The 21,210-nt window shown below is 69.2% G+C and carries 20 protein-coding genes and 2 pseudogenes; 7 read left to right on the plus strand and 15 right to left on the minus strand.

Annotated features, from left to right (window positions below; translation table 11 throughout):
- Positions 1-58: 58 nt before the first annotated feature.
- From ACFCY7_RS12710 to ACFCY7_RS12720, 3 genes are all read right to left on the minus strand, one after another.
- Positions 59-418, minus strand: coding sequence for a hypothetical protein (locus tag ACFCY7_RS12710; protein ID WP_376483877.1), 360 nt, complete (start codon positions 416-418; stop codon positions 59-61).
- A gap of 140 nt (positions 419-558) precedes the next feature.
- Positions 559-930: a hypothetical protein gene (locus ACFCY7_RS12715; protein WP_376483878.1), complete on the minus strand. Its 372-nt coding sequence runs from the start codon at positions 928-930 to the stop codon at positions 559-561.
- Entirely contained in the window at positions 921-1,262 is a 342-nt protein-coding gene (locus tag ACFCY7_RS12720) for a hypothetical protein (protein WP_376483880.1), read from the minus strand. The genes ACFCY7_RS12715 and ACFCY7_RS12720 overlap by 10 nt, the downstream gene beginning before the upstream one ends.
- A 160-nt stretch (positions 1,263-1,422) precedes the next feature.
- Between ACFCY7_RS12720 and ACFCY7_RS12725 the strand changes: the two genes are divergently transcribed.
- Complete coding sequence (locus ACFCY7_RS12725) at positions 1,423-1,905, plus strand: hypothetical protein (RefSeq protein WP_376483882.1); 483 nt, start codon at positions 1,423-1,425, stop codon at positions 1,903-1,905.
- A 284-nt stretch (positions 1,906-2,189) separates the two neighbouring features.
- Here ACFCY7_RS12725 and ACFCY7_RS12730 read toward each other — a convergent pair whose 3' ends face one another.
- From ACFCY7_RS12730 to ACFCY7_RS12740, 3 genes are all read right to left on the minus strand, one after another.
- Positions 2,190-7,145, minus strand: a complete 4,956-nt coding sequence (locus ACFCY7_RS12730) for a trypsin-like peptidase domain-containing protein (RefSeq protein ID WP_376483884.1) — start codon at positions 7,143-7,145, stop codon at positions 2,190-2,192.
- Complete coding sequence (locus ACFCY7_RS12735; protein ID WP_376483886.1) at positions 7,135-8,139, minus strand: trypsin-like serine peptidase; 1,005 nt, start codon at positions 8,137-8,139, stop codon at positions 7,135-7,137. Before ACFCY7_RS12735 ends, ACFCY7_RS12730 begins: the two co-directional genes overlap by 11 nt.
- Before the next feature lie 304 nt (positions 8,140-8,443).
- A complete protein-coding gene (locus tag ACFCY7_RS12740) occupies positions 8,444-8,605 on the minus strand; it encodes a hypothetical protein (protein ID WP_376483888.1) in 162 nt (53 codons plus the stop codon).
- A gap of 106 nt (positions 8,606-8,711) precedes the next feature.
- Between ACFCY7_RS12740 and ACFCY7_RS12745 the strand changes: the two genes are divergently transcribed.
- The 3 genes and pseudogenes from ACFCY7_RS12745 (at position 8,712) to ACFCY7_RS12755 (ending at position 10,862) form a co-directional block, all read left to right on the plus strand.
- Positions 8,712-9,947: a hypothetical protein gene (locus ACFCY7_RS12745; protein ID WP_376483889.1), complete on the plus strand. Its 1,236-nt coding sequence runs from the start codon at positions 8,712-8,714 to the stop codon at positions 9,945-9,947.
- Between the two features lie 92 nt (positions 9,948-10,039).
- Positions 10,040-10,330: pseudogene (locus ACFCY7_RS12750) on the plus strand (MFS transporter); the annotation flags it as partial.
- Positions 10,331-10,418: 88 nt separating this feature from the next.
- Complete coding sequence (locus ACFCY7_RS12755; protein WP_376483891.1) at positions 10,419-10,862, plus strand: hypothetical protein; 444 nt, start codon at positions 10,419-10,421, stop codon at positions 10,860-10,862.
- Here ACFCY7_RS12755 and ACFCY7_RS12760 read toward each other — a convergent pair.
- Entirely contained in the window at positions 10,773-11,075 is a 303-nt protein-coding gene (locus ACFCY7_RS12760; RefSeq protein ID WP_376483931.1) for a hypothetical protein, read from the minus strand. The genes ACFCY7_RS12755 and ACFCY7_RS12760 overlap by 90 nt on opposite strands.
- Before the next feature lie 185 nt (positions 11,076-11,260).
- On the opposite strand from ACFCY7_RS12760, the gene ACFCY7_RS12765 reads away from it, so the two are divergent.
- Together ACFCY7_RS12765 and ACFCY7_RS12770 are read left to right on the plus strand one after the other, a co-directional pair.
- On the plus strand, positions 11,261-12,529 hold the full coding sequence (locus tag ACFCY7_RS12765; RefSeq protein WP_376483928.1) for an IS701 family transposase: 1,269 nt from the start codon (positions 11,261-11,263) through the stop codon (positions 12,527-12,529).
- Positions 12,530-12,866: 337 nt separating this feature from the next.
- On the plus strand, positions 12,867-13,340 hold the full coding sequence (locus ACFCY7_RS12770; RefSeq protein WP_376483893.1) for a hypothetical protein: 474 nt from the start codon (positions 12,867-12,869) through the stop codon (positions 13,338-13,340).
- 200 nt (positions 13,341-13,540) lie between these two features.
- On the opposite strand, the gene ACFCY7_RS12775 is transcribed toward ACFCY7_RS12770, so the two are convergent.
- Both ACFCY7_RS12775 and ACFCY7_RS12780 read right to left on the minus strand, forming a co-directional pair.
- Positions 13,541-13,933 carry a DUF4267 domain-containing protein gene (locus tag ACFCY7_RS12775; protein ID WP_376483895.1) on the minus strand — a complete coding sequence of 131 codons (393 nt, stop codon included), beginning with the start codon at positions 13,931-13,933 and terminating at the stop codon, positions 13,541-13,543.
- Between the two features lie 435 nt (positions 13,934-14,368).
- A complete protein-coding gene (locus ACFCY7_RS12780) occupies positions 14,369-15,286 on the minus strand; it encodes an NADP-dependent oxidoreductase (protein WP_376483896.1) in 918 nt (305 codons plus the stop codon).
- A 121-nt stretch (positions 15,287-15,407) separates the two neighbouring features.
- Between ACFCY7_RS12780 and ACFCY7_RS12785 the strand changes: the two genes are divergently transcribed.
- A complete protein-coding gene (locus tag ACFCY7_RS12785) occupies positions 15,408-15,857 on the plus strand; it encodes a winged helix-turn-helix transcriptional regulator (protein WP_376483897.1) in 450 nt (149 codons plus the stop codon).
- A 303-nt stretch (positions 15,858-16,160) separates the two neighbouring features.
- Here the strand turns inward: ACFCY7_RS12785 and ACFCY7_RS12790 are convergent, their stop codons facing one another.
- The 6 genes and pseudogenes from ACFCY7_RS12790 to ACFCY7_RS12815 all read right to left on the minus strand — a co-directional run.
- Positions 16,161-16,670, minus strand: a complete 510-nt coding sequence (locus ACFCY7_RS12790; RefSeq protein ID WP_376483898.1) for a GNAT family N-acetyltransferase — start codon at positions 16,668-16,670, stop codon at positions 16,161-16,163.
- 146 nt (positions 16,671-16,816) lie between these two features.
- Positions 16,817-17,404, minus strand: a complete 588-nt coding sequence (locus ACFCY7_RS12795; protein ID WP_376483900.1) for a hypothetical protein — start codon at positions 17,402-17,404, stop codon at positions 16,817-16,819.
- A gap of 213 nt (positions 17,405-17,617) precedes the next feature.
- Positions 17,618-18,658 carry a hypothetical protein gene (locus ACFCY7_RS12800; RefSeq protein WP_376483901.1) on the minus strand — a complete coding sequence of 347 codons (1,041 nt, stop codon included), beginning with the start codon at positions 18,656-18,658 and terminating at the stop codon, positions 17,618-17,620.
- Between the two features lie 332 nt (positions 18,659-18,990).
- Complete coding sequence (locus tag ACFCY7_RS12805; protein WP_376483903.1) at positions 18,991-19,272, minus strand: hypothetical protein; 282 nt, start codon at positions 19,270-19,272, stop codon at positions 18,991-18,993.
- Positions 19,273-19,741: 469 nt separating this feature from the next.
- Complete coding sequence (locus ACFCY7_RS12810) at positions 19,742-20,911, minus strand: DUF4157 domain-containing protein (protein WP_376483930.1); 1,170 nt, start codon at positions 20,909-20,911, stop codon at positions 19,742-19,744.
- 17 nt (positions 20,912-20,928) lie between these two features.
- A pseudogene (locus ACFCY7_RS12815) lies at positions 20,929-21,045 on the minus strand (transposase); the annotation flags it as partial.
- Positions 21,046-21,210: the final 165 nt, after the last annotated feature.

The following is a 21,210-nucleotide window of genomic DNA, read 5'->3' on the forward strand; positions in this document are numbered from 1 at the left end:
CGAGTGGCTGCGACCGGCAGGTCATTGTCGGTGCTCGGCGCGGGCCGGAGCGGGGCGACTACTGGGTGATGCCCCACCAGTCGGAGGACTGGGAAGCGGGGACGGTGGTCCACTTCTGCTGGGTGGTGGCCTCGCCGGAGCAGCCGCCCGAGCTGTAGCCGATCCAGGTCATGTCGCCCTTCCACCACCAGCCGCCGATGTAGTTGTCGGTGTTGGGGGTGTTGAAGCAGGCGGTGGCCCACTGGCCGTTCTGGTTGTAGCCGGCGACGGAGATGGAGTAGGTGTCGCCCTGGTGGTCGTAGAACCTCAGCTGCTGGCCGTTGGACCCGGCGAACGCGGCTCCGGAGGCGAGGACGGTGAGGGCGGTTCCGGTGGCGGCGACCGCGCCGAGCTTGGCGATCTTCGTCTTGATGCTCATGGGAGGGGTTCCTTCAGGCTGGATCGGACGTGCAAGGGGTTGGTCGCTGAGGGCGGTTCCGGCGCATCCGGACTGGGAGCCAGGGACACAGGCGTGTTCCGTCTGGCGCTGCTCAGGCCTTGCGCAGGTTCACCGGGCTCTCAGAAGTCGTAGATGGTGTACCAGTCCGAGGACTGGGACTGGGGGATGGGGAAGGTTTCCGGGCTGGGCTCGATGGCGGTTCCGCCGCAGCCGGACTCCGGATACCAGGTGATCGCGAGGTCGCCCTTCCACCAGTAGCCGCCGATGTAGTTGTCCGTCTTGGGGGTGTTGAAGCACCCGGCGACCGTGTGGCCTTCCTGGTTGGTGCCGTACAGGAACACCGAGTAGACGTCGCCGCGCTGGTCGTAGAAGCGGATCTGCTGGCCGTTGGTTCCGGCGGAGGCAGGGGCGGAGGCGAGGATGAGGGTGCCGGCGCCCAGTGCGAGTGCGGCGCCTGCCTTGGCGAGGTTGCGGATCATGGTCAGTCCCATACCTGGTAGTAGTCGCTGGACCAGTTGGCGGGGACGGAGAAGCCGAAGTTGTACAGCTCTCCGGAGCAGCCGGAGCCCGCGTAGCCGGTGACGGCGACGGTTCCCTTCCACCACCAACCGGACAGGTAGTTGTCGGTTGCGGGGGTGTTGAAGCAGTGGCTGACCTTCTGGCCATCCTGGTTGGGGCCCGAGACCAGGACCGAGTAGGTGTCACCGCGGTCGTCGGTGAAAAGGATCTGCTGGCCGCTGGTGCCTGCGGAGGCGGGTGAGGCCGCCAAGGCAAGGGCGGCCAGTGCACCCGCCACGGAGAGGGCGGACCGGATCTTTGGCATGTCTGCGATCGTGGCACGCAGCAAACACGGAGGCTTTCGTTCCTCACCGTCCGAGCGTCCCGGGGACATCCCGGAACGTCCCGGGACACATGGCCCACTCAGCGGTTCACGCAGGAGGTCCACGCTCCGTACCACCAACGCCTGCGCGGAGACGTACTACGTGGACGTCGATCCCGCGACGGGCGAGTGGGGTCCGGTGTTCAAGTTCTGGGAGGACCACGGTGCCGAGCTCGTCGCGCCGTCGTTCCAGCATTGGCTGGTGACCGTGACCGAGCTGGTGAAGTACGCCGCGCAAGACACGGAGCACTTCGACAGCTTCTCCACCGCTTTCCTCAACTGGTTCTCCGGCGACTTCGCCGATGCCGGTGACGAATTCCCCGAGGATTCCCCTGCGGCCCTGGAGCGCGCTGCCGGACCCACGACCACGCGGCCCATCACCGTCGAAGCAGCCTTCGCCTCGGGCGATCCGGTACTCGCGGACGTCGGCTCCCTGCTGCCCGAGGGTGCGCTCCTGGCCGACCTGCGCGGGGCGGCCGAGCCTACGGCAGTTCCGTTCGGCCGCCATCCCAAGTGGCCGGGAGGTACTCCCGTGTACACGCGCTTCCACAGCGGGACGATCCTCACGGCCGTCGGCGAGCGCTGACCACGGAGCCGAATGGAGGGGCAACCGACACCGCCGACGGCGCCCGGCCGCGGCGAGCGCAAAAGACGACGTACAGGAACGGCTGCATGGTCACGCGAGTCCCTCCAGTCGGCGGCTCAGGCGGTGGGGTTTGCGCAGCGTACGGCACCGATCCAGAGCGGCCGTGTCGGCGACCGCGTCACGGACAGCGGACAGCGGACAGCGGACGACGGTCGACAGTCGACGGTCGTTGAAGAAGGCCTCCGCGACGGGCGTCGTCGTCGCCGGTGGCCGCGACGATGACGTCACGCTCCGGCGCGGGCCAGATCCGCGAACAGGCTGGGCCAGCCGCCCTCTGAGGAGTGGCGCTTGTTCAGGTCCTGGATCTGGTGCACGGCTCGTTGGAGGCGGGCGCCGAGGTCCGGCCGGGCCGCGACGTCGCTGAGGGCGGCGCGGAGCTCGGGTGTGCGGTTCACGGGGACGCAGTGGAGCAGGTGGGCGGCGAACGGGTCGTCGAGGAGGGGGAGTTCGCGGATGATGCGTAGGTGGGTGTCCGGGGTGCCACCCGGGACGAGCGTGCGCATCGCTGCCTGCCATGCCTTGGCGATGTCCTTGCGGCGTCCTGAGCCGAGGGAGCTCGTTCGCAGGCGGCGGCCGACGTCGAGGAGGAGGTCGGTGCACTCGTCCTCGGTGAGGGGGGTGTCGCGCCGGTCCAGGAAGGCGAAGTTGCTCACCTTGATGACGGTGTGCGCGTCGACGGGTTCGTGGAAGGCCAGGCGGAGTGCCTCGGGGATGTCGGAGGCCGTGCCGTGGACGCTGTACCACCACACGCACCACAGGCGGGCCTTGCGGCCGAGTTCGCTCTCGCCGTCCAGTGTGTCGTCCGCGCCGCACTGCGCGCGCAGCAGTCGCAGGGCGTCGGCGGGCGGGTACTCGCGCTGTTCGAGGCCGGCTCCGACGAGTTCCACCAGCCAGCCCTGGGCCAGGGGGTCGGTGACGCGGTCGATCCAGCCGGCCAGTTCCGTCCAGGGGAGATTCAGTGCCGTGCCCCTGCGGCGCAGTGCGACGAGTAGTTCGGCCAGGGCTTTCAGCTTCGTGCGGAGTTCGTGGCTCATGCCGTTGGGGCGGACCGCTGGTACGGCGGCGCGCAGCGTGCCGAGGGCCGAGTGGGTGAGCCGGGTGAGTGAGGCGTCGTCGAGCGCCACGCCGTTGACCAGCATCGTCTTCGCCTGCCGGAGTTCGCCGATGCGGACCAGCAGGTCCACCATCATCCCGGCCTCGGCCGCGTCCGCGGGCCATTTGTTGTACGGCTCCGACCATGCGGTGATGTCCGGCCCGGTCACGGCGAACCCGCCCGGAAGCTCGTCGAGCGCCGCAGCGGCCTCGGGGACGCCGGCGACCGCGCCCCGCACCAGCAGGGGAAGCAGGCATCCCGTCGAGCGCCAGACCTGGACGGGGTCGCCGTTGGGCGCCTCCCATGCGGCGGCCGCGCGGCCGGCGACGTCGGCGACGCGGTGGGCCGGCAGGTCCAGCTGTTCCAGGGCGGTCCGGGCGACCTTGGCACGGATGTGTACGAGTTCCTTGTCGTCGCGGTCGGCGATCGGCATGCCCTGGACGAGCCAGTCGACGAACAGGTCGCGTGCGGCCCGGCCGACGGGGCTGTCGGAGTCCATGAGGCGGACCAGGGAGCCTCGGGACAGGTCGGCGACCTGTTCCCTGCGGGTGACCTGGGCGAGGAGGTCGATCAGGGGTCCCGGATCGGCGTCGGGCGGGCACACGTCCGCGGCGGCGGTCAGCAGTCCGCCGAGGAGGGACCGGTCGGCCGTCGTCGGGCCGGGGGCGGCCGACAGCCGGGGGACGAGTTCGGTGAGCCGGTCGACCAGCTCGGGGAACGCGAGCGTGCGCAGAGAGGGCAGTTGGACGGAGGTGTGGGCCTTGATCAGCGCGGACGAGGTCGCGCGGGTGTCGCCGAGAAGGTCGTCCGCCCAGTCGGCCCACCGGTGCGGTTCCCCGTGCGCGGCGCTCGACGCGGCCATTCTCGACAGGACGTCCGCGGCGTACTGGTGGTTGTCGGCTGCGAGTGCGGCCCGTACCACGGACCTGACGAGCGGGAAGGCGTCCTCGGGCTGCGCGGGCAGGAGTCGGACGAGGAAGTCGGCGAACTCGCCCCGCGTGGACAGCGCGTGGCCGCCGTCGATGGCACGCTGCACGAGCCCCGTCGTCCGGACGGCGCCGACGACCTCCCCGGGATCGCGGGGCAGTAGCCGGTCGAGCACCTCCAGGACGGCGATCCAGGCGTTGTCCGTGCGGGTCGCGGCGGCGTTGAGACAGTCGGCGTCGCGGGGTTGGTACGCGCGGCCCGGGGCGGGCAGCAGTTCCAGGAACTGCCGCAGGGCCGGCAGTGCCAGTCTCGGAGAGCCGAGGATGTTGCGCAGGTCGGTCAGCATCTCCTCGGTCGGCAGGGAACTCTGGGCGCAGACGGACAGGACCGCGCGGCGCAGACCGTACCGGACCGTGGTGCGCTCCTCGTCGAGGTCGTCGGAGATGGTCTTCAGGAGTTTGCCCACCGTCGCCGCCGCGGCTTCCGCGGCGTCCTGCGACCGGTCCGCGCACAGCCACGCCTGCTCCAGCACCGCGAGCGAGAAGTAGTCCTCGCCGTCGGCTGCCTGAAGCCGCTCGACCAGTGCGCCGAGACCGGCGGCACCCCGGCCGAGGACCAGGGCGTAGCTCGCGGCGTACTCGAAGAAGGTCTGGTGGAAGAACTGGAAGACGCCGTTCGCGAGGTGCCCGACCCCGCGCTTCTCCAGCAGGCCCGCTTCCTCCCTCAGTCGTGCGGCGGTGAGGTCCGCGGGCCGCCGTACCCGGTCGATCCATGCCTCGGGGCGGCCGGTCCGCAGCATCTCCAGCGCGAGTGCCACGGCCGTGGCACCGAGGTCGCGGTCGTGGTCCCCGTGGTTGCCGCCGGGGTCCCAGGCACGGCGGTCGCGGGTCACACGGTGGTCCCAGTACGTCTCGTACAGGCCGGTGGTGTCGACCACGTCGGGGACCTGGCTCGGTGTGTAGATCTCGAACAGCATGCGGAGGGTCAACGGGCGCAGGCACAACGGGTGCAGGGAGATGTCCCGGGCCACGATCGTCAGCATTCTGCTGATCAGGTCTTCCCGCAGCTGGGGGTCGTTCGTGAAGAACCTGCTGTGCGCCAGTACGGCGCGTTCGAACTCGCTGGTGGTGTGCGGGCGGCCGACCGCGGTGTCGGTGGCGTAGTCGCTCAGCGGCAGCCGACGCCACTCCGCCGGCAGCTCGGCCGCCTCGGCCACTCTGGAGGTCATGACGACGGTGGCGCCCGCGTCTCCCGCCGCGTGCACGACGGTGACCAGCCGCTCCCAGTCGTCCTCGTTGTTGACCAGCACGTCGACGGTGTCGATCAGGACGGTCACGGTCCGCCCGTCGGCGCGGGCCTGCTCGATCGCCTCGACGAGCATGCCCGGGTCGACCCTGGCACCCCCGGACGGGCCGGAGACCAGCCAGGTCGCCTTCAGGAAGAAGACCTCCCCGGTGTCCGTTCCGCAGCGGCGCCGGGCCAGGCTCCACAGGATGCTGGTCTTGCCGCACCCGGCCTCCCCGACCACTACGAGAGGGGTGAGCGCGTCGGATTCCAGCCGCTCGAGGAGCTCGTCCTCCAGGTCGCGGGTGACGTAGAGGCCCGCCGCGAACTGACTCTCCTGGCCGTCGGCGAAGACGGTTCCCGAGACGGTGCCCGCCGATTTGCGCGCACGGTCGCTGAGCAGCCGCAGCCGGGGCAGCGGGTCGCCGGGCCGGAAGCCGAGGACGGACTCGCGGGAGGCGGGGGCCGGCGCCGCCGGAGCGGACGGCGAGGAGCCGAGGGCGGAGGCGAGCCGCGCGGAGGCCTCCCGCATGCGGTCACTGCCCTGATGCCCGGTGCCGGGGGCGACGGGCACCTCACGCAGGTCCACGGGTGACAGCAGTGCGAGGCTTCCCGAGGCCTCGCCTTCGACCAGTACGGGAACCAGGCGACTCGGAGCGCTCGCGTGGTCGAAGTCGTGGACGATGTGATCGCGCTCGTCCGTCATGTCGGGGTCCGCGAGATAGGCGGGACTGACCAGGGCGAGGACCTTCCCGCCGCCGTCCACGTGCTCCCGTAGCGTGCGATGCCCCGGCCGGTCGGCGGACGGGCCCATCAGCACCTGGTGCCCTGAGGCGGCCAGGACGTCGTGGACGAGGTCGGCCCAGGATCGGTCCTGGGGCACCCAGCTCAGCATGACGGCGGGTGCGGCACCGCTCGGCGGCCCAGCGGGTGGGGGCGGACTCGGGTCCAGTATCCGGGCGTGTGGGCCTCTCGCCACGGCCCGGGCGATCATGGACGCCGGAATGCCCTGGTTGACCGCCCCCGCGGCGTAGTGGTGGATGCCGACGAGCCGGCCCCGGAGATCGACGATCGGGCCGCCGGACGATCCGGGCGTGGTGTTCACGTTCTGGTAGCGGATCCTCGTGCCCTGCTCGTTCTCCACCAGCGGGGCGGTCGTGTACGAGACGCGCGTCGGCTCACCGAGCGGATGGTGGACGACGAACAGCAGATTCGCATGGTGGACGTCATAAGCGTCCCGTTCCAGCAGGTAGTGCCCTCGGGGGCCGGTGCCGGAGGACAGGAACGCGGGACTGTACGCCATCGGTCTACCGACCCGCAGGAGGGCGTAGTCCAGGCGCCCCGGCGACGCGTCCCAGGCGAGAGGGGAGGCGTTCCGTTCGGCTGCGGTGGGAGGACTGTAGGCCAGCAGCTCCGTCAACCGCGCCCGCATTCCCCTCTCATGGGGTGCGACCCGGCCGTCACCGCCTGGCGTGCCGAAGTCGAACCGCGCCTCCAGCCCATCCGGCAGCATCCCCGATTCCTGGGCCGTACCCAGCACGTGCCCGGCCGTCAGCAGGACGTCAGGCGCGACCAGCACGCCCGTCCCCACGGGGCGGCCGCCGATCTCCACCCGCGCCACCCGGACCATCATGTCGCGCAAGACCCGGATGAGGTCCGCCGGGTCGACCAAGCCGGCGCTCGCCCGGGTGATGACTTCCAGCCCGGCCGCGTACGCCGTCTCACTGTCCTCTTCCGGGCCGGTCCCCTTCCCCGGCGAGGACGCCTCCGCACCGGCCGCGCCCCCGCCAGGCCACTCCCCCGCCGGGGACGCCGCACCGGCGGGGTCCAGGCCGCCGTGCCCGTCGCCCGGCGGGGAGGAGTGCTCAGCGGCCATGCGCCTGGACGATCCGGGCCACGGCCGCGGCGTGCACGGCCACGTTCCGCTGACCGGCCTCACCCGCGAAGTGCAGGGCGACCGCCTTGCCGGAGTCCAGGTCGATCACGGCCGAGCCGGAGTTGCCTCCCAGGGTCGTGGCGTCGTGGTGCACGATGTCCTTGCCCTGCACCGCGGTGAGCTTTCCACCGGCCAGCCGCTTGCAGTCGTAGACACCGTCGAAGATCCGCTGCTGGTCGCCGGCGTCGGCGCGGGAGTCACGCGCCGGATAGCCGATGACCCCGACCCAGCGGCCCGTGCGCGCCCCGGAGGTGTCGAGCTCGATGGGCGTCGGCGGCTTGCCACCGTCCTCATCTGTCGCGCTGATCCGCAGCAGGGCCACATCGTGGCTCCCGTCCGGTTCGATCCACACGACCTCGGTGACCCTGAACCGGGACTCCTCCGGCTGCTGGTGCTCCTGATACCAGTCCAGGTCGGCCCGCACGGGTTTGCCCGTCCAGGACTGCTTGAACGCGAACCCCGTGTCCGCCCCGGACTTGGCCTGCTTGGCGAACACCTCCGCGACGTGACGGTTCGTCACGGCCAGTCGGGGGCCGACCATCCAGCCCGTACCCGCCCACCGCATGCGGTGGTTGCGCAGGTCGATACGGCCGACGCTGGGGATCGCCCGCTCCAGCGGCCGACGGGCGCGTTCCAGGCGCGCCGTCACGTGCGCGCTGGTGGGCCGGCCATCCGGCGGCAGCCGGAACGTCGACCGCTGCACCAGGTGCACCGGCCGGGCGAAGCGCTCGATGATCGCCTCCAAGCCCGAATCGCCGGACACCCAGTCGCCCTGGGCCATGCGCTCCACGACCTCGGCGGCCCGGTCGACCGTGAGGCCACCGTCCATGCCCTCGAATCCGCCAAGTCCGGCCGCACCCGCCGCGATCTCGTCGAAGCGGTCGAGGAACTCCTGCCGCACCTCGTCGTCGGAAAACAGTTGCCGATAGTCCAAGACGCCGCCCCTTGGTCCTGGTAGGTCGACGGGACGGCGTTCGCGGTCCCTGAGGGGGATGATACGAGGGTGCTCCCGGCGCGCGGGAGTGTTCCTCGATGCCTGGCCCGCACTGCAAACGCAGGTTCGAGCGGGGCACTTCAGTTCGTCGGAACGCGGTGTCCCGCGCGGCAACCGGTGCGGCGGCGCCGGGCGGTGGATCCCCGCCCTCGGCGCGGGCAGCGCCGCCCAGTCGTCGTCCATGGAGGGGCACTGCCGGACTCCTGACTCGGTCCGGCAGTCCCCTCACACGAGGAGGGTGATGTCAGCGTGGGAACCAGAGGCTTCCGGTCACCGCGCCCGCCACCGTGGTGACCACGGTGATCAGCTTGTACGGGATGTGCTGGACGACCAGGCGGACGCCACCGCATCGGATTTCCAGGAACGGCCTACGTGTGGAAGGCGCGTTGTCGGACGAGGAGGACATGGGATGCTCCGTTCGTGTCATCAGCTGGGTGGCCGGCCTGGATCCAGGAAACCGGCGACACCAGGAGTTGCGACACACCGCAATTTGAGGGGAAGCACGCCATCGCGTGGTGCTCGCTGTCGTCGAGGAGAGGCTCGTGCCGCTGACACCATCGCCAAGAGGAGCCAACCAGCCACGCGGATTGGCCGCGCTCACCGGACTCAACCCGGCGGAGGAGGAACTCGCCCGCTATCTTCGCGAGCTCCACAGCCGCCTGGGGATGACGTCCAAGCAGCTGGCAGTAGCTCTCACGGAGGCGAACCCGAAGGATCCGGTCAGCGAGTTCCAGCTGTCGCGGTACCTCGGAGGCAAGGCGCTGCCCAAGCTCTCCTTGGTCTCCCGCTTGCACGATCTGCTGGCCGAGCGAGCCGGCCGACCGGCACATCCTGACGCCGTACGCAGGGGGCGTGAGCTGGTCTTCGCCGCAGCACAGGCGAAGGGCCCCTTGATGGCGAGGGAAGTCAGGCTCGAGGCGGCGCTCGAGGACCTGGAAAGCCAACGGGTCCAGACGGCCGAAGAGCTGACGCAGCTGCGCCAGAGCCTGGCCGAGGAGGAGCAGCGCCTGTCGGACCTCGAAGGCCGGATCGGCGACATGGCCGCAGAGGCCCGCCGCGATCAGCGCGAAGGCGGAGACGAACGCGAGGAGACCCACCGTCGCATCAGCCTTCTCGAGGACCTCGTCCGTCAGCACGAGGCCATGCTGCGCCTCATGCAGCAGGAGGCCTCGCACGTCGAGACGATGATGAGCGCCACGGGAAAGGAGATCGAACTGTGGAAGCGTCACGAGCTTGTCCCCGCGGGCTCAGCGACGGCCGCCGCCCCGGACTCTTCCAAACAGATCGCGAAGGCGATCGTGGCGCTGCGCGATCAGGACAGCGGTACGGCGGCGGACGAACTGATCGTTCAATACGTGGCCGAGGCTTCCCCTGACGAGCTGGTGTCGGTGTCACGGGAGTTCGACCGCTTGAAGCGCCCTCTCGAGAACGAACGCCTGTTGAAGGCGATCGCGGCACGACGTTCAGCGGCGGAGATCCTTCACCTCTCGACGTACAGACCGTATAGCGGGAACCCGACCGTTTGGGACAGCAACCACCTGCCGTTCATGGCCAGCGAGCACGCTCCTCTGGACACCTTGATCCTTCTCGTCAAACTCCTGCGTGAGACAGGGCAGGAGGAGAGGCTCGAACGCATGGCCTATGGAGCAAGGAACCGCCCGGACAGCGAGCGGCAGCAGTTGATCTCAGTGGGTCTGAAACCCAGCAAGCCGGATGGAGCGGGCATCCGTCGACTCTGGAGAACCTGACCTCACCACCAGGTCGCTCGGTCGTCGTCCGCGCGACGTCGGGCCGCTGTCGTCCTGACCACAATCTCTCCGGCGGTGTAGTACCCCTGGACATGTCCGTGGTCAACGTCGCCTTACCCGCGATCCACACGGCGCTGGACTTCGCGCCGCTCGACCTGTCGTGGGTCGTGCACGCGTACGCGCTCACGTTCGGCGGGCTCCTGCTGTTGGGGGGACGCGCTTGCGACCTGTACGGCCGGCGCCGGATGTTCGTACTGGGGCTGACCGCCTTCGGGGCGTTCTCGCTGATGGGCGGACTGGCCCAGGCCCCCTGGCAACTGATCACCGCACGCGCCGAGCAGGGCCTGGGCGCCGCCGCGGCCGCACCGGCCGCACTCGCCATGCTCACCACCACCTTCACCGAAGGCCCCCGCCGCGTCCGGGCCCTGGGGGTATGGAGCGCGGTGAAACGCCGCGGGCGGCGCGCTGGGCGTGCTGGCGGGCGGACTACTGACCGAGTACGCGGGCTGGCGCTGGGTCATGCTGATCAACCTGCCCATCGTCGCGGCGGCTCTCGCGCTGGTCCTCGCAGGCGTGCCCGCCGAAGCACCACCCGCCCGGCGCGCAAGGCCGGACGCGCAAGGCCGGACGCGCTGGGCGCCGTCCTGGCGACAGGGGAACCGGACTCCTGGTGCTCGGTGTCGTCCGCACCGACGCCCTGGGCTGAAGCTCACCCGTCACGTGGGCGACCCTCGCCACCGCGGCCGTGCTGCTCACCGCCTTCGTCCTCACCTAATACTCCAGTGCGACTTCGTAATTCCACATCACGTTGGGCGGGCGTGGTGGCTACCGGACGGTGTCCTGCCCGATCGCGCGGAGGACATCGGCAAGCCAGACCAGGTGGTGGCCCACGGCCCGGTCCGGGTCGGCGAGTAGGTCCTCAAGGTGCTGCCATGACTCGGAGAGCTGTCCGATCGTGATCGTTCGCGGTTCGTTGGGGACGTCGTAGAGCTCGTCGCCCGGGACAGCCCAGAAGTAGTCACGTTCGAGTGCCACTGTGCTGCCGGCTGACGCTTCGATATGTTGCAGTGCCAGCTGGAAGGCGTGCCGGAGCTGGTCAAGCGGGATCTGCAGAGGTTCGCTGTCCATGCGCTCATCTTGCCGTTCAGGGCCGTCGGGCCGAAGCGAGGAGTTCGGTACTGCCCTGGACCCGGCCGGGGATGGGAACGGCCACCGCGTGATCATCGGGGGTTGTGTGGACTCCAGAAGATCGTGTGATGGCCGCGGGCCAGAGCGTAGACCCTGCCCGCTGGCGAGCGATGTTCGACCAGGTCATGGCCCGGATCGCGGGGCGGTTCGGACGAGTGGAGCCACGGGCCACCGCCCGCGCGTACCTGCTTGGGCTGCTCTCCGGGGTCGAGCGCAAGAATTGCTGGCGGCTGGCCGAACAAGCTGGTCACGCTTGTCCCGGGCCAATGCAGCGTCTACTGCGAAGCGCCCGCTGGGACGCCGATACGGTCCGCGACGAGGTCCGCGCCTACGTCGTGGACCATCTCGGCACCGCAGGCGGGGTGCTGATCGTGGACGAGACCGGTTTTGTGAAGAAGGGCCGTGCATCGGCGGGCGTGCAGCGGCAGTACACCGGCACCGCAGGACGGATCGAGAACAGCCAGATCGGCGTGTTCCTCGCCTACGCCACCAGCAGGGGACGGGCACTGATCGACCGCCGGCTATACCTGCCCGAGCACTCTTGGTGCCAGGACACTGAGCACCGCCGCACCGCAGGAATCCCCGGCGATGCCCAGTTCGCGACCAAGCTCCGCCTCGCCGGGCAGATGATCACCGCCGCGCTGGACGCCGGAGTCACCGCCTCGTGGGTAACCGGCGACGAAGCCTACGGACAGGACCCCCAACTCCGCGCCGCCCTGGAGGCGCGCGGGATTGGCTACGTCCTGGCCGTCGCCTGCTCCACCCGGGTGCGGATCAACTCCGGCCGCACCCTCGTCCGCGCGGACACCGTCACAGGCCTTCTGCCCGCCACGGCCTGGCACCGACAAAGCGCCGGAGCGGGGGCGAAAGGCCCGCGCTACTACGACTGGGCCTGGATCCAGACCGGCGAGGGCGACCACCGCCACCTGCTCATACGCCGCAACGCCGCCACCCAGGAACTCGCCTTCTACCTGTGCTGGTCACCCATCCCGGTGGCCCTGTCCGAGCTGGTCCGCGTGGCCGGCATCCTCTGGTGCATCGAGGAATGCTTCCAGGCCGCCAAGGGCCAAGTCGGCCTGGACCACTACCAGGTGAGGCACTGGACGGCATGGCACCGGCACATCACTCTCGCCATGCTCGCCCTTGCCTTCCTGGCTGCCGCCGCCGCCAGCACGACACCGCCCCGCCCCGCCGACCCGGATCACCCCGCCCGAAGCAGCGACCCAATCGACCTCACCGTCCCGGAGATCCGCCACCTGCTCGCAGCCGCGTTCAACCCACCGCTCCAGTCCCCAGCCAGGCTCCTGCACTGGTCAAACTGGCGCAGACGCCACCAGGCAACAGCCCGACGCAGCCACTACCGCCGACGACTCGCCACCGTAGCAAGCACATAGATCGCAAAGTCAGACTGAGTACTAAGCGAGGACCACCGCACCCCTGTTACGCCTGCCCCTGCAATTCGCCCGGCACCTCGAACGCGACCTCGACGCCGTCACCGCCGGACTCTCGCAGCTGTGGAACGCCGGAATCGTCGAAGGCCATGTCAACCGAATCTAAATGCCGAAGTGGACCAGAGCCTGAAATCGGAGAGCGCCTGCAGGCGGTTTTGGAGAGTGGTCCGAGTCTCTGACTCTCTGAAATGTTATCGAGAACTGGCAGTCGGCAGGTGCACCGGAGCCTGGATGACGTCAAGCGAATGTTCACCGTAGGCTCTCGGGGAAAGGCGGTGCGGTGGACATCACGGTGCAGCAGATCAAGACGTCTTGGACGAAGCGGTCTCGGGGCGGGGAGGCAGCTGCCCGCAGGAACGCGGCGCCGGTCGGCTTCTCGTTGCCTCAGGTACCCTCCGGGTTTGCCCACTTCGTCCAGATGTCTGAGCGTGATGGCTTCGAGCCGCGTTCGAGCCAGAAGGACCTTCGCGAGATCGGTGTCAGCCTACGGGACGAAGGTGATCGGCTCCGAGTACTCGCTCGCGTGGAGCCGCTCTTCGGGTTGCCGCCTCGGCCGCGCAGGCCGCCGGCGGTTCGGCTGCTTCCCGGGCAGTGGGTGCGCTGGCAGTTGAACTACCGGTTCACCAGCGCCCTGGGCATCCGCGGTTGGTCGTATTGGCTCGACACGTTCAACATTGCCTACGGCCCCGTCGGCCATGACGTCTTCCTGCCGGAGCCGACCGTGATCGTCGATGAATGCGGGCCAGTTCGATAGAGCGGGCTGACAGCGCTCAGAAAGCTGGTCCGACAGTCGGTGTCGATGCGGAGGTCGGCCTCCGGACCGACGCCGCCCTCCGTTCCATCGAGTGTGGAAAGGGTGAAGCAGGCTTCCCCGCTCGACGGCCCCGGCACAGCGGATGGCGGCCGACTCCACGTCTCCTTGGACCCCAAGGGCAGCTCCACCTTGTGCGGGGCTCAGGCGGTTGCCGACCGCTCGCGCAGCAGCATTCCCGCGGTCACGGCGACCACCGCCGCAGCCAGCCCGTGGACGCCGTACGCGGTCGCCGCCGGACCCCCGTGACTCAGCACGATCGTCATGTCGCCGACCGGGACAACGGCCATTGCTGCCATCGCCATCCCGAGCGCCTTGCGCTGCCCGGCCAGCTGCAGCACGAGTATCACCAGGCCGAAGCCGATGTCCCGCATGCCCTTGACCATCAGGAAGCCTTCCCCTCCACCCTGTGGCCAGACTGGCACCCCGAACCCCGCGGCCGTCACCTGCGGGGCAAGGAGGAAGCTGGCCCCCGTGTAGAGGAGGAACAGGCCGCTGAGGACGGCGAGGGTGGTGGCGAGGCGCTTCATGGTCATGGTGGGACTCCTGAGGATGTCGTACAGCAAGGCAGGACGGGGTTGGGACGGGGCAGGGTGGGGTGGGCGGGGTGGGGTTGGGTGAGGTGGGGTGGCGTGGGGCACAGCTGATGGGATCCGCGCCGGGCGTCGCACAGCCTCGGTCGCACAGCCTCGCGAGCCGTCGCCGAGGCATCGCTGGCGGCGGGGAGCGGGCGAGCGGCTTCGTCACTCGCCGCAGACGTCTTGGTGGTGCACCGATGCCGTAGGTGGCGCGCGCTGCGGTAGCTCGCCGAATTCGGCGATGACACCAATGTCGTAGCGCGTCGGGGATCGGCTGCGCAGTATGGGCTTGGCAGCACGAGATTGCCCGGCATGGGCCGGTCTCCCACCTGCGACGCTGCCGATGGGCGGGGTTCGCGGTCGCGGTCGGCCGTGCTCTCAACGTCAGGCTGGTCAGGGGCAGATGATGTAGCGGCCGCGGAGGCCGCCCTCGGCGGTGGCCCGGTGGGCTTCGGGGGCTTGGTCCAGGGGGACGACGGCGTGGACGCGGGTCGGGAGGACGCCGGCGGCGGCGCGGGTGAGGAGGCTGGCGAGTCGGGTGGGGTCGGAGGCGGTGACCACGGAGGTGACAGAGATTCCGCGCTCGGTGGGGGGTTCGAGGCCGGGCCGCAGGCCGATGTAGGCGCCTCCGTCGCGAACCAGCTTCACGGCCTGGTCATTGAGCTGCGCCGGGTCGACGACCGCGTCCCATTCCGGCTCGGCGTGGACGGTGAAGTCTGCGCCGAGGCCACGGACGAACTCCTCGTCGCCGGCGCGGGCGAGCCCGGTCACCTGCCAGCCGCGCTCCTGCGCCAGTACCGTGACGTTCGCCCCGACCGCCCCCGCGGCACCGGTCACCAGCAGCCGGGCGGCCCCGGCGGGCGCGTCGCCGAGGAGGTCTACGGCCCGGGCGGCGGCCAGTCCGTTGAGGGGGACCGTGGTCGCGGCCAGCAGGTCCAGCCCGTCGGGGACCGGGACGACGTCGGCCGCCGGAACCATGATCTGTTCGGCGTAGGTGCCGTAGTCGCGGTCGAAGCCGACCACCAGGCCCGCCACCCGAGTGCCGACGGCCACGTCGACGCCCGGCCCGGCCGCGTCCACGACACCGGAGAACTCCCAGCCCAGTCCTGTGTGTTCGGGCTGCTGGACCAGTCCGATCGCGTGGAAGAAGCCCGCTGCGACGCCGAGGTCGGTGGGGTTGACCGTCGCCGCGGCGACGGCGACGCGGATCTGGCCGGGGCCGGGCTCGGCGACGGGCACGTCGATGATCTCGATCGAGTCGGGCCCGTTCGGGACACGGACGACGGCGGTACGGAAAGTGGCAGCACTCATGGCGTTGTTCCCTTGCGGTGGGGTGATCGCTTCCGAGGTCCATGCTGGTTTCGTTAACCTCCGCCCGGAAGAAGGCACTTGGAAGTGCGTAACCCCCCATCGGGTACCGAAGGAGCGATCAATGTCGACACAGACAGCGGCCCAACACCGGGCCGAGGCGAAGACGAGCTACAACGCGTTCATGGCGGGCTGCCCCAGCCGCCAGCTACTCGACCGGATATCCGACAAGTGGGTCGCGTTAATCCTCGCCGCCCTCGGCAGCGACGGCCCGCACCGACCCGGCATCGACCACGAGGACGGGCCCCGGTCGATGCGCTACTCCGAGCTCTCCCGCCGGCTCGCGGGCGCCAGCCAGAAAATGCTCACCCAGACCCTGCGCTCCCTGGAAGCCGACGGCCTGGTCACCCGTACTGTCACACCGACCGTTCCCGTCACCGTCACCTACGAGCTGACGGAACTCGGTCTGTCCCTGAACCACGTCATGGCCGGCCTCAAGGACTGGGCCGAAGCGCACATGACCGAAGTACTCGCTCATCGGGATGCACACCACCGAGCGACCGCCGAACACTGAACTTGCCGTTCCCGCCCTCAGCCAGGCCAACTGGAACTGGGGCGCTCAGCGATGCTCCGTGAGTCGGGTCGCGGGCAGCTTCTCAGCACCGGCCCCGAGCGGGACCATGTTGTCGTTGTCGACGATGCCGGGGCCAAAGGTCAAGTGCGCCTTGGTCTCGCCGTAGTAGCACCAGTAACTCCACCAAGCACCCCGCGGCCAGCACCCAGTTCGCGCCGACCGCGGGGCTTCGACGGGCCGACCACGCCACTACCCGCGCCCTCATGGTCGGCCTCCGGCAGGCCGCGTTGCTTGCCGAGAGGGTCAGACCACGCCGGCTGCAGTGACACTCAGGGCGGCCACGATCTCCTCATCCTCGAAATCGCCGGTGGGCTCGAAGCCCAGCGACTTGTAGAGGACGGCCGCGGGTGCGTTGTCCGGGTGGTAGGAAAGGCGGATCTCACGGCAGTCCGGAAGGGCCGCGAGGCGTCGCAACAGGGCTCGCACCGCCGCACGACCGACGCCTTGGCCCTGCTCCTCGGCATTGACGATCATGCCGCCGATCCAGTGGGTGCCGTCCTCGTCGTCATGGGCCCACATGACATGACCGACGACCTCATCGCCGGCCCGCACGGCAAGAGAATTCCAGAGTCCGTCGCGCAGGGAGAGCAACAGGTAGCGCGCGCCGAGAGCGGCCACGAAGCGGCGCTGATCGTCGGCGGGGGCCACATCCGCAACGCTCCTCCAGTTCTCGTCGGATATGTCCTCAAGCACCACACGCCGACCCTGACGGTCAGGGAATCCCATGATCATTTCCACTCTTTCGTCTGACATCACGTCATCATCCCCCGACGGCAGACAGCCTCGGCATCGGCCCCGAAGCCTCTCCTGCGCGATCCACTCGCCGTACTCGCCTCGGCAGAGTCATAGGTTCTGTCGTCAAATATCACGCCCACACACGGCTTCTCTTGCTGCCGGTTTCAATGGTCCTTCAAGGCCGCCCGCACATGGGGCTCCAGGATGCCCGCGGTCGTCCAACTCGCTGCACCATCAAGGCGTTTCCAGCTGGTCACGGGTCGGCATGTGAGGGCGGCGAGGGCCCTGCCGTCAGCGACCGTGATGTTTATGGACACGTGGATCTCAGGCCCGTATGGCGATGTGCACATCAGGGAAACCCGTCCGTGGCTCAGCTCCAGCACTTCGGAGACCATCGGAGCCTGCGCCTTCTTTATGGCATGCAGGACGCTGTCCGCCAGCTGGAACGCGGTGGCACCCGGCGTGTCGGCGGTTACCTGGCGGAGGCTGGGCAGTCGCGCCGCCGCCGGCTCCAGGAGCAGCCCGTAGCGGACGGCCGTGCGAACAGCGGTAACCGTGTCCGCGGTGGTCACGGCCAGCGTGAAGAGGACAGCGCAGGTCAGCCCGGCGAGCGCGCTCTGCGCCAGCGCGGACGTCCAGGGCGCCCCGTCGCCCAAGAGCAGCACCGCGCACATTGCGCCGCCGACCACCACGGCGACCAGTCCGGCAGCGGGCGCGACGCGGCAGACGACCGCTGACCAGTACTTGATCACCGACTGCACCTTCGTAGTTCTGTTCATTCGGGTGGTTCACGTAGTTCAGGGATACGGCGACGGCCGGGCAGCCGGGCAGCCGGGCAGCCGGGCAGCCAGAACATTTCACATCCGGTAGGGAAACCAGATCTATGTCCTGCCCTGTCCTGCCCTGTCCTGCCCTCCGCCCTCAGCCGGCCGCCCCGGAGAGTGGTGTCGGCCCGGGCCGCCGAATCAGGAAGGCTGGTGGGCCGTGCTGCCGGGTTTCGTGCGGGCGAACCAGGTCCGCACCTCGCCCGCGGTGAGGACGCGGACCAGCTCCGCTGTACCCGGGAGGTGCGGGAAGAACCGGTCGGCGTTCCAGCTGCGCTGGTATGTCGGGTCGTCGAGCACGAGCAGGCGGCGGCCCTCGACCAAGGGAATGTCGTCGGGCAGACCCTCGTTCCAGATCCGCTCGCCGTTCGGGGCCAGAAGTTCGAAGGCCCCTGTCGCGACGGCCTGGGTTCGTCCCCGGGCGGGCTCGGGGTCCGTGGCCAGGCGGACGCTCTCCGCTGACGGCTTGGCGCCGGGGATGTGACCGCCACCTATGAGGACGTGGGCAAGCAGCGTGTGCAGCTGGAAGTTGTCGCCGATGCCGCCGATGCGCACCTCGAATCCGGTGCCGGTGGGCCTGTGCAGCACCACGAGGGACTCACCGTCGAGAACCGCCAGCGCATACGCCAGGCATTTGAGGTCGTGCCGCTCCAGGGCTGCCAGCTCGCGGCAAGCGGGGAGGATCGCGGATGCGTGTCGGCGGCGTACCTCGGCGCTGCGGCACAACACTGCCAGCGCGGGCGGCTGCCACTCCTCGACCGAGCACCAGGCCAGCGCCAGCCGCGTGGCCTCGTACGCGTCGTCGCCAAGGCGCGCCAGCAGGGCGTCGTCGATGATCTTCTCGTCCGGCTCCGGCAGTTCGTTCGTGGCTGCGGACGCGGCGGTGCCGGTCCAGCGACGGGCGAACTCCAGAGCATCGAGCAGGTCCTGGTGGACACTGTCGAGGATCGGTTCGGCGCAGGACACCGGATCGGCCCCCCGCTCGACGCAGTAACCGGCCGCCATCGCCAGCATCGGCCGGGGCCCAGTGGGCGGGAAGGCAGGGAGCAGCGCTGCCAACCGCGGCCCCGCCAGATCGCGTTCCGGGTCCGACGCCGACTGCACACCGTTCATCACGGCGGTGAAGGCACGCTCAGTCCGGTCGCCGTCACGTGCGGCGACCGCCTCCTCCAGCTCGGACACGCTGGAGGTGAGGTCCCCTGCCTTCCGCTTCCTCTTGAAGATCACCGGCATACCTTAGGCCCGTGACCTGCCCGTCGTCATCAGGCCAGGAGCGGTCCGTTCGGATCCCTCGGACCGCTATCTGCTGCCGAGTCGACGACCATTCGCTGTCGGCGCTTCGGACCGGGCCGATCCCTGTAGGAGCTGGGAGCGGCAGGCGGGACTTTTCACGACGCCACCGTCATTGCCCTCCCCTCGCGGGCTTACGGCTCCTACGGCAGGCCGACGGCATCACGCCTACCGCCGTAGTTCGTCACTCGGGCTCACCCGCCGGTTTGGCCGGAACGGGCCGTTCACTCATCGTCGCCGGCCTGCACACCAGAGTCCTGGACACGCTCACCAAGCTGAAGGAGGAACCCGTACGCGTTCAGAAGCCCCTCGATGCGGACGAAGTACGAGCGGCTGGAACACTTGAAGATCTCACGCCGGCGGACCTTCCAAAGGTCATACTCAAACGTTGACGCCGCCTGCAGCAGAGCAGCCTCCGCCTCCTCCTCGCTGCCATCGAGTTCAGCTACTGTCCGGGCATTCCGACTTCGCCCGTCCGAGATGCCGTCGACAGGTATGGCCAGCACGATCCAACGAGACATCGGTTTCTCCCCCTGGCGCCGTCAGGCACGGCGCACGTGAACTCAGCTTCTCAAGTCGTCAGCGATGCTGATCTTGCAGCTCCGCTGCAGTACGGCCTGACGATCAACAGGTGCATCCCGCGACACGCCAGTCATCGCTGCGCCCGAGTTCGCCAAGCGTCACGACGACCGCACGCCGCAGGTCACTGTCCACGGATTCACCCGGCCTCCCACGATTCCGGCATCGGCCGAGGATCTGATATCGGCTGGACACGACGCATGGACCGAGTTACGCGTTCGTCAGCAGGCATGGAGTGATCTTACGGACGAGGCCGAGCGCGACAGCCGAGGTGGCGCCGGTGGGCGGCCGGGCCGCTCGACCGCCCGCTGCGGATCGACGAGGGGCACCGGAACCCTCGTGTTCTGTCCGGTCGCCGATCCGGGGCCTGAATCCGAACCGGCGCGACTCACGTCCTCAGAGAAGACCGGACGACGTCTCCTTGCCAAGACGCACTTCCAGGCCGGCTTGGGCGAGCGCGAGTGGGATAAGGCGCGCGTCGGCCAGGCCGTAGACCTCCCCGTGGATCTCATCGGAGAAGGGCGTCAGGCCGCCGTCATTCTTGTAGTAGCCCGCGTCCATGGCCTTTCCGATGCCGCTGTTCGTCGAGGAGACACCGAAGCAGAGGTTTTTCGGACTGTTCGACACCGTGGAGACCAACTGGCGGAACACGGCCTGCGTCTGATTGGCCAGCTGATTCCTCAGGGTCACGAACTGGTTGATGGCGGCCGGTACGTCGCTGCCCGGAACGCAGGCTCGGAAGAAGTTCAGCATGGCCCGCTGGTGATCCTGGTCCGTGTGGTCGTAGTTCTGGGCGGCACCTTCGAGGATCTTCGCGATGTAGTGATCGGACAGCCGATGGTTCCGGGACATGGAGACGCCGGCCGGGGTCGCTCCCACGCCACCGTTGGGACCGGTGAAGTTGTTGTGTCCCCACTGGTCGTAGGGGTTGAACGTTCCGCCCTGCGCCTGGATCTCCTCCGCGCGGAGCTGTGCTCCGGGTGAGGCGAGGACTCCGGTCTGGTACGGGAAGATCTGCAGTGTGGCAGCGTCCGGGATGTTCGGCCTGGTGTAACCCTGCCCGTAGTTGAAGTTCGGGTTTCCAGCGGCGATGGTCTGCTGGTTGAGGTATTGCAGCTGTTGCTGCATCTGATCGCGCCGCTCCTGTTGCAGCTGGGCCATCTGCTGCGGGGTCAGCCGGGTTGGCCCCATCATGCGTTGGACCGCCGGGTGGGCGGGGGCGGATCGTGCCTGGCCGGTGGAGGCGGGCTCGGGGACCGCAACGGTCCGCGGCTCGGGGTCGCGGGTCATTGCCTTGCTCGCGTTCGCGTCCGCCTCCCGTTCGAAACGGTCTGTGGGGTCGCTGATGGACAGGCCCGAACCGTTGTCGCTGCCGGAGACGGGGCCCTGGCGTTGCTGGATGACGTGGGTGAGCTCGTGGGCCAGGGTGTGCTTGTCGCCGCCGCCCTCGCCGAGGACGACGTTGTTGCCCGAGGTGTAGGCGCGGGCGCCGATCTCGCTCGCAGAGGCGCGAGCGGCGCTTCCGTCGTGGACGCGGACGTCGGAGAAGAAGGATGGTTCTTCCAGGGCGAGCCCGTCCGATACTTCAAGACGATGGCATTGATCACCTGTCGGTGATCGCGCCACTGCCCGCCTCGCTTCGGAGTCCAGTCCGGTAGCAGCGGCTCGATCCGGGCCCACTGAACGTCAGTCAACGACATAACCAGGTCAACGATCCATGATCCGGAAGAGACGGCCTAGGCATCCAGGCGCTCTCCGCGCCGCATCGACACGTCAACCACCGCAATGGGCCGGCGAGGTAGGCGGGCGCCGAGGCAGTCGCGGACGCGGCCCACGAGGCCGGTGCGGGTGGGTGCCCCGGCAGG

Source organism: Streptomyces sp. NPDC056361 (assembly GCF_042262805.1).
In the GTDB taxonomy this organism is placed as follows: domain Bacteria; phylum Actinomycetota; class Actinomycetes; order Streptomycetales; family Streptomycetaceae; genus Streptomyces.

Excerpts from the sequence above, each read along its gene's own strand:
- ACFCY7_RS12710 (WP_376483877.1), bottom strand. The coding sequence starts at position 418 with ATGAGCATCAAGACGAAGATCGCCAAGCTCGGCGCGGTCGCCGCCACC.
- ACFCY7_RS12715 (WP_376483878.1), bottom strand. The coding sequence starts at position 930 with ATGGGACTGACCATGATCCGCAACCTCGCCAAGGCAGGCGCCGCACTC.
- ACFCY7_RS12720 (WP_376483880.1), bottom strand. The coding sequence starts at position 1,262 with ATGCCAAAGATCCGGTCCGCCCTCTCCGTGGCGGGTGCACTGGCCGCC.
- ACFCY7_RS12730 (WP_376483884.1), bottom strand. The coding sequence starts at position 7,145 with ATGGCCGCTGAGCACTCCTCCCCGCCGGGCGACGGGCACGGCGGCCTG.
- ACFCY7_RS12740 (WP_376483888.1), bottom strand. The coding sequence starts at position 8,605 with ATGTCCTCCTCGTCCGACAACGCGCCTTCCACACGTAGGCCGTTCCTG.
- ACFCY7_RS12760 (WP_376483931.1), bottom strand. The coding sequence starts at position 11,075 with ATGGACAGCGAACCTCTGCAGATCCCGCTTGACCAGCTCCGGCACGCC.
- ACFCY7_RS12765 (WP_376483928.1), top strand. The coding sequence starts at position 11,261 with ATGGCCCGGATCGCGGGGCGGTTCGGACGAGTGGAGCCACGGGCCACC.
- ACFCY7_RS12775 (WP_376483895.1), bottom strand. The coding sequence starts at position 13,933 with ATGACCATGAAGCGCCTCGCCACCACCCTCGCCGTCCTCAGCGGCCTG.
- ACFCY7_RS12780 (WP_376483896.1), bottom strand. The coding sequence starts at position 15,286 with ATGAGTGCTGCCACTTTCCGTACCGCCGTCGTCCGTGTCCCGAACGGG.
- ACFCY7_RS12785 (WP_376483897.1), top strand. The coding sequence starts at position 15,408 with ATGTCGACACAGACAGCGGCCCAACACCGGGCCGAGGCGAAGACGAGC.
- ACFCY7_RS12790 (WP_376483898.1), bottom strand. The coding sequence starts at position 16,670 with ATGTCAGACGAAAGAGTGGAAATGATCATGGGATTCCCTGACCGTCAG.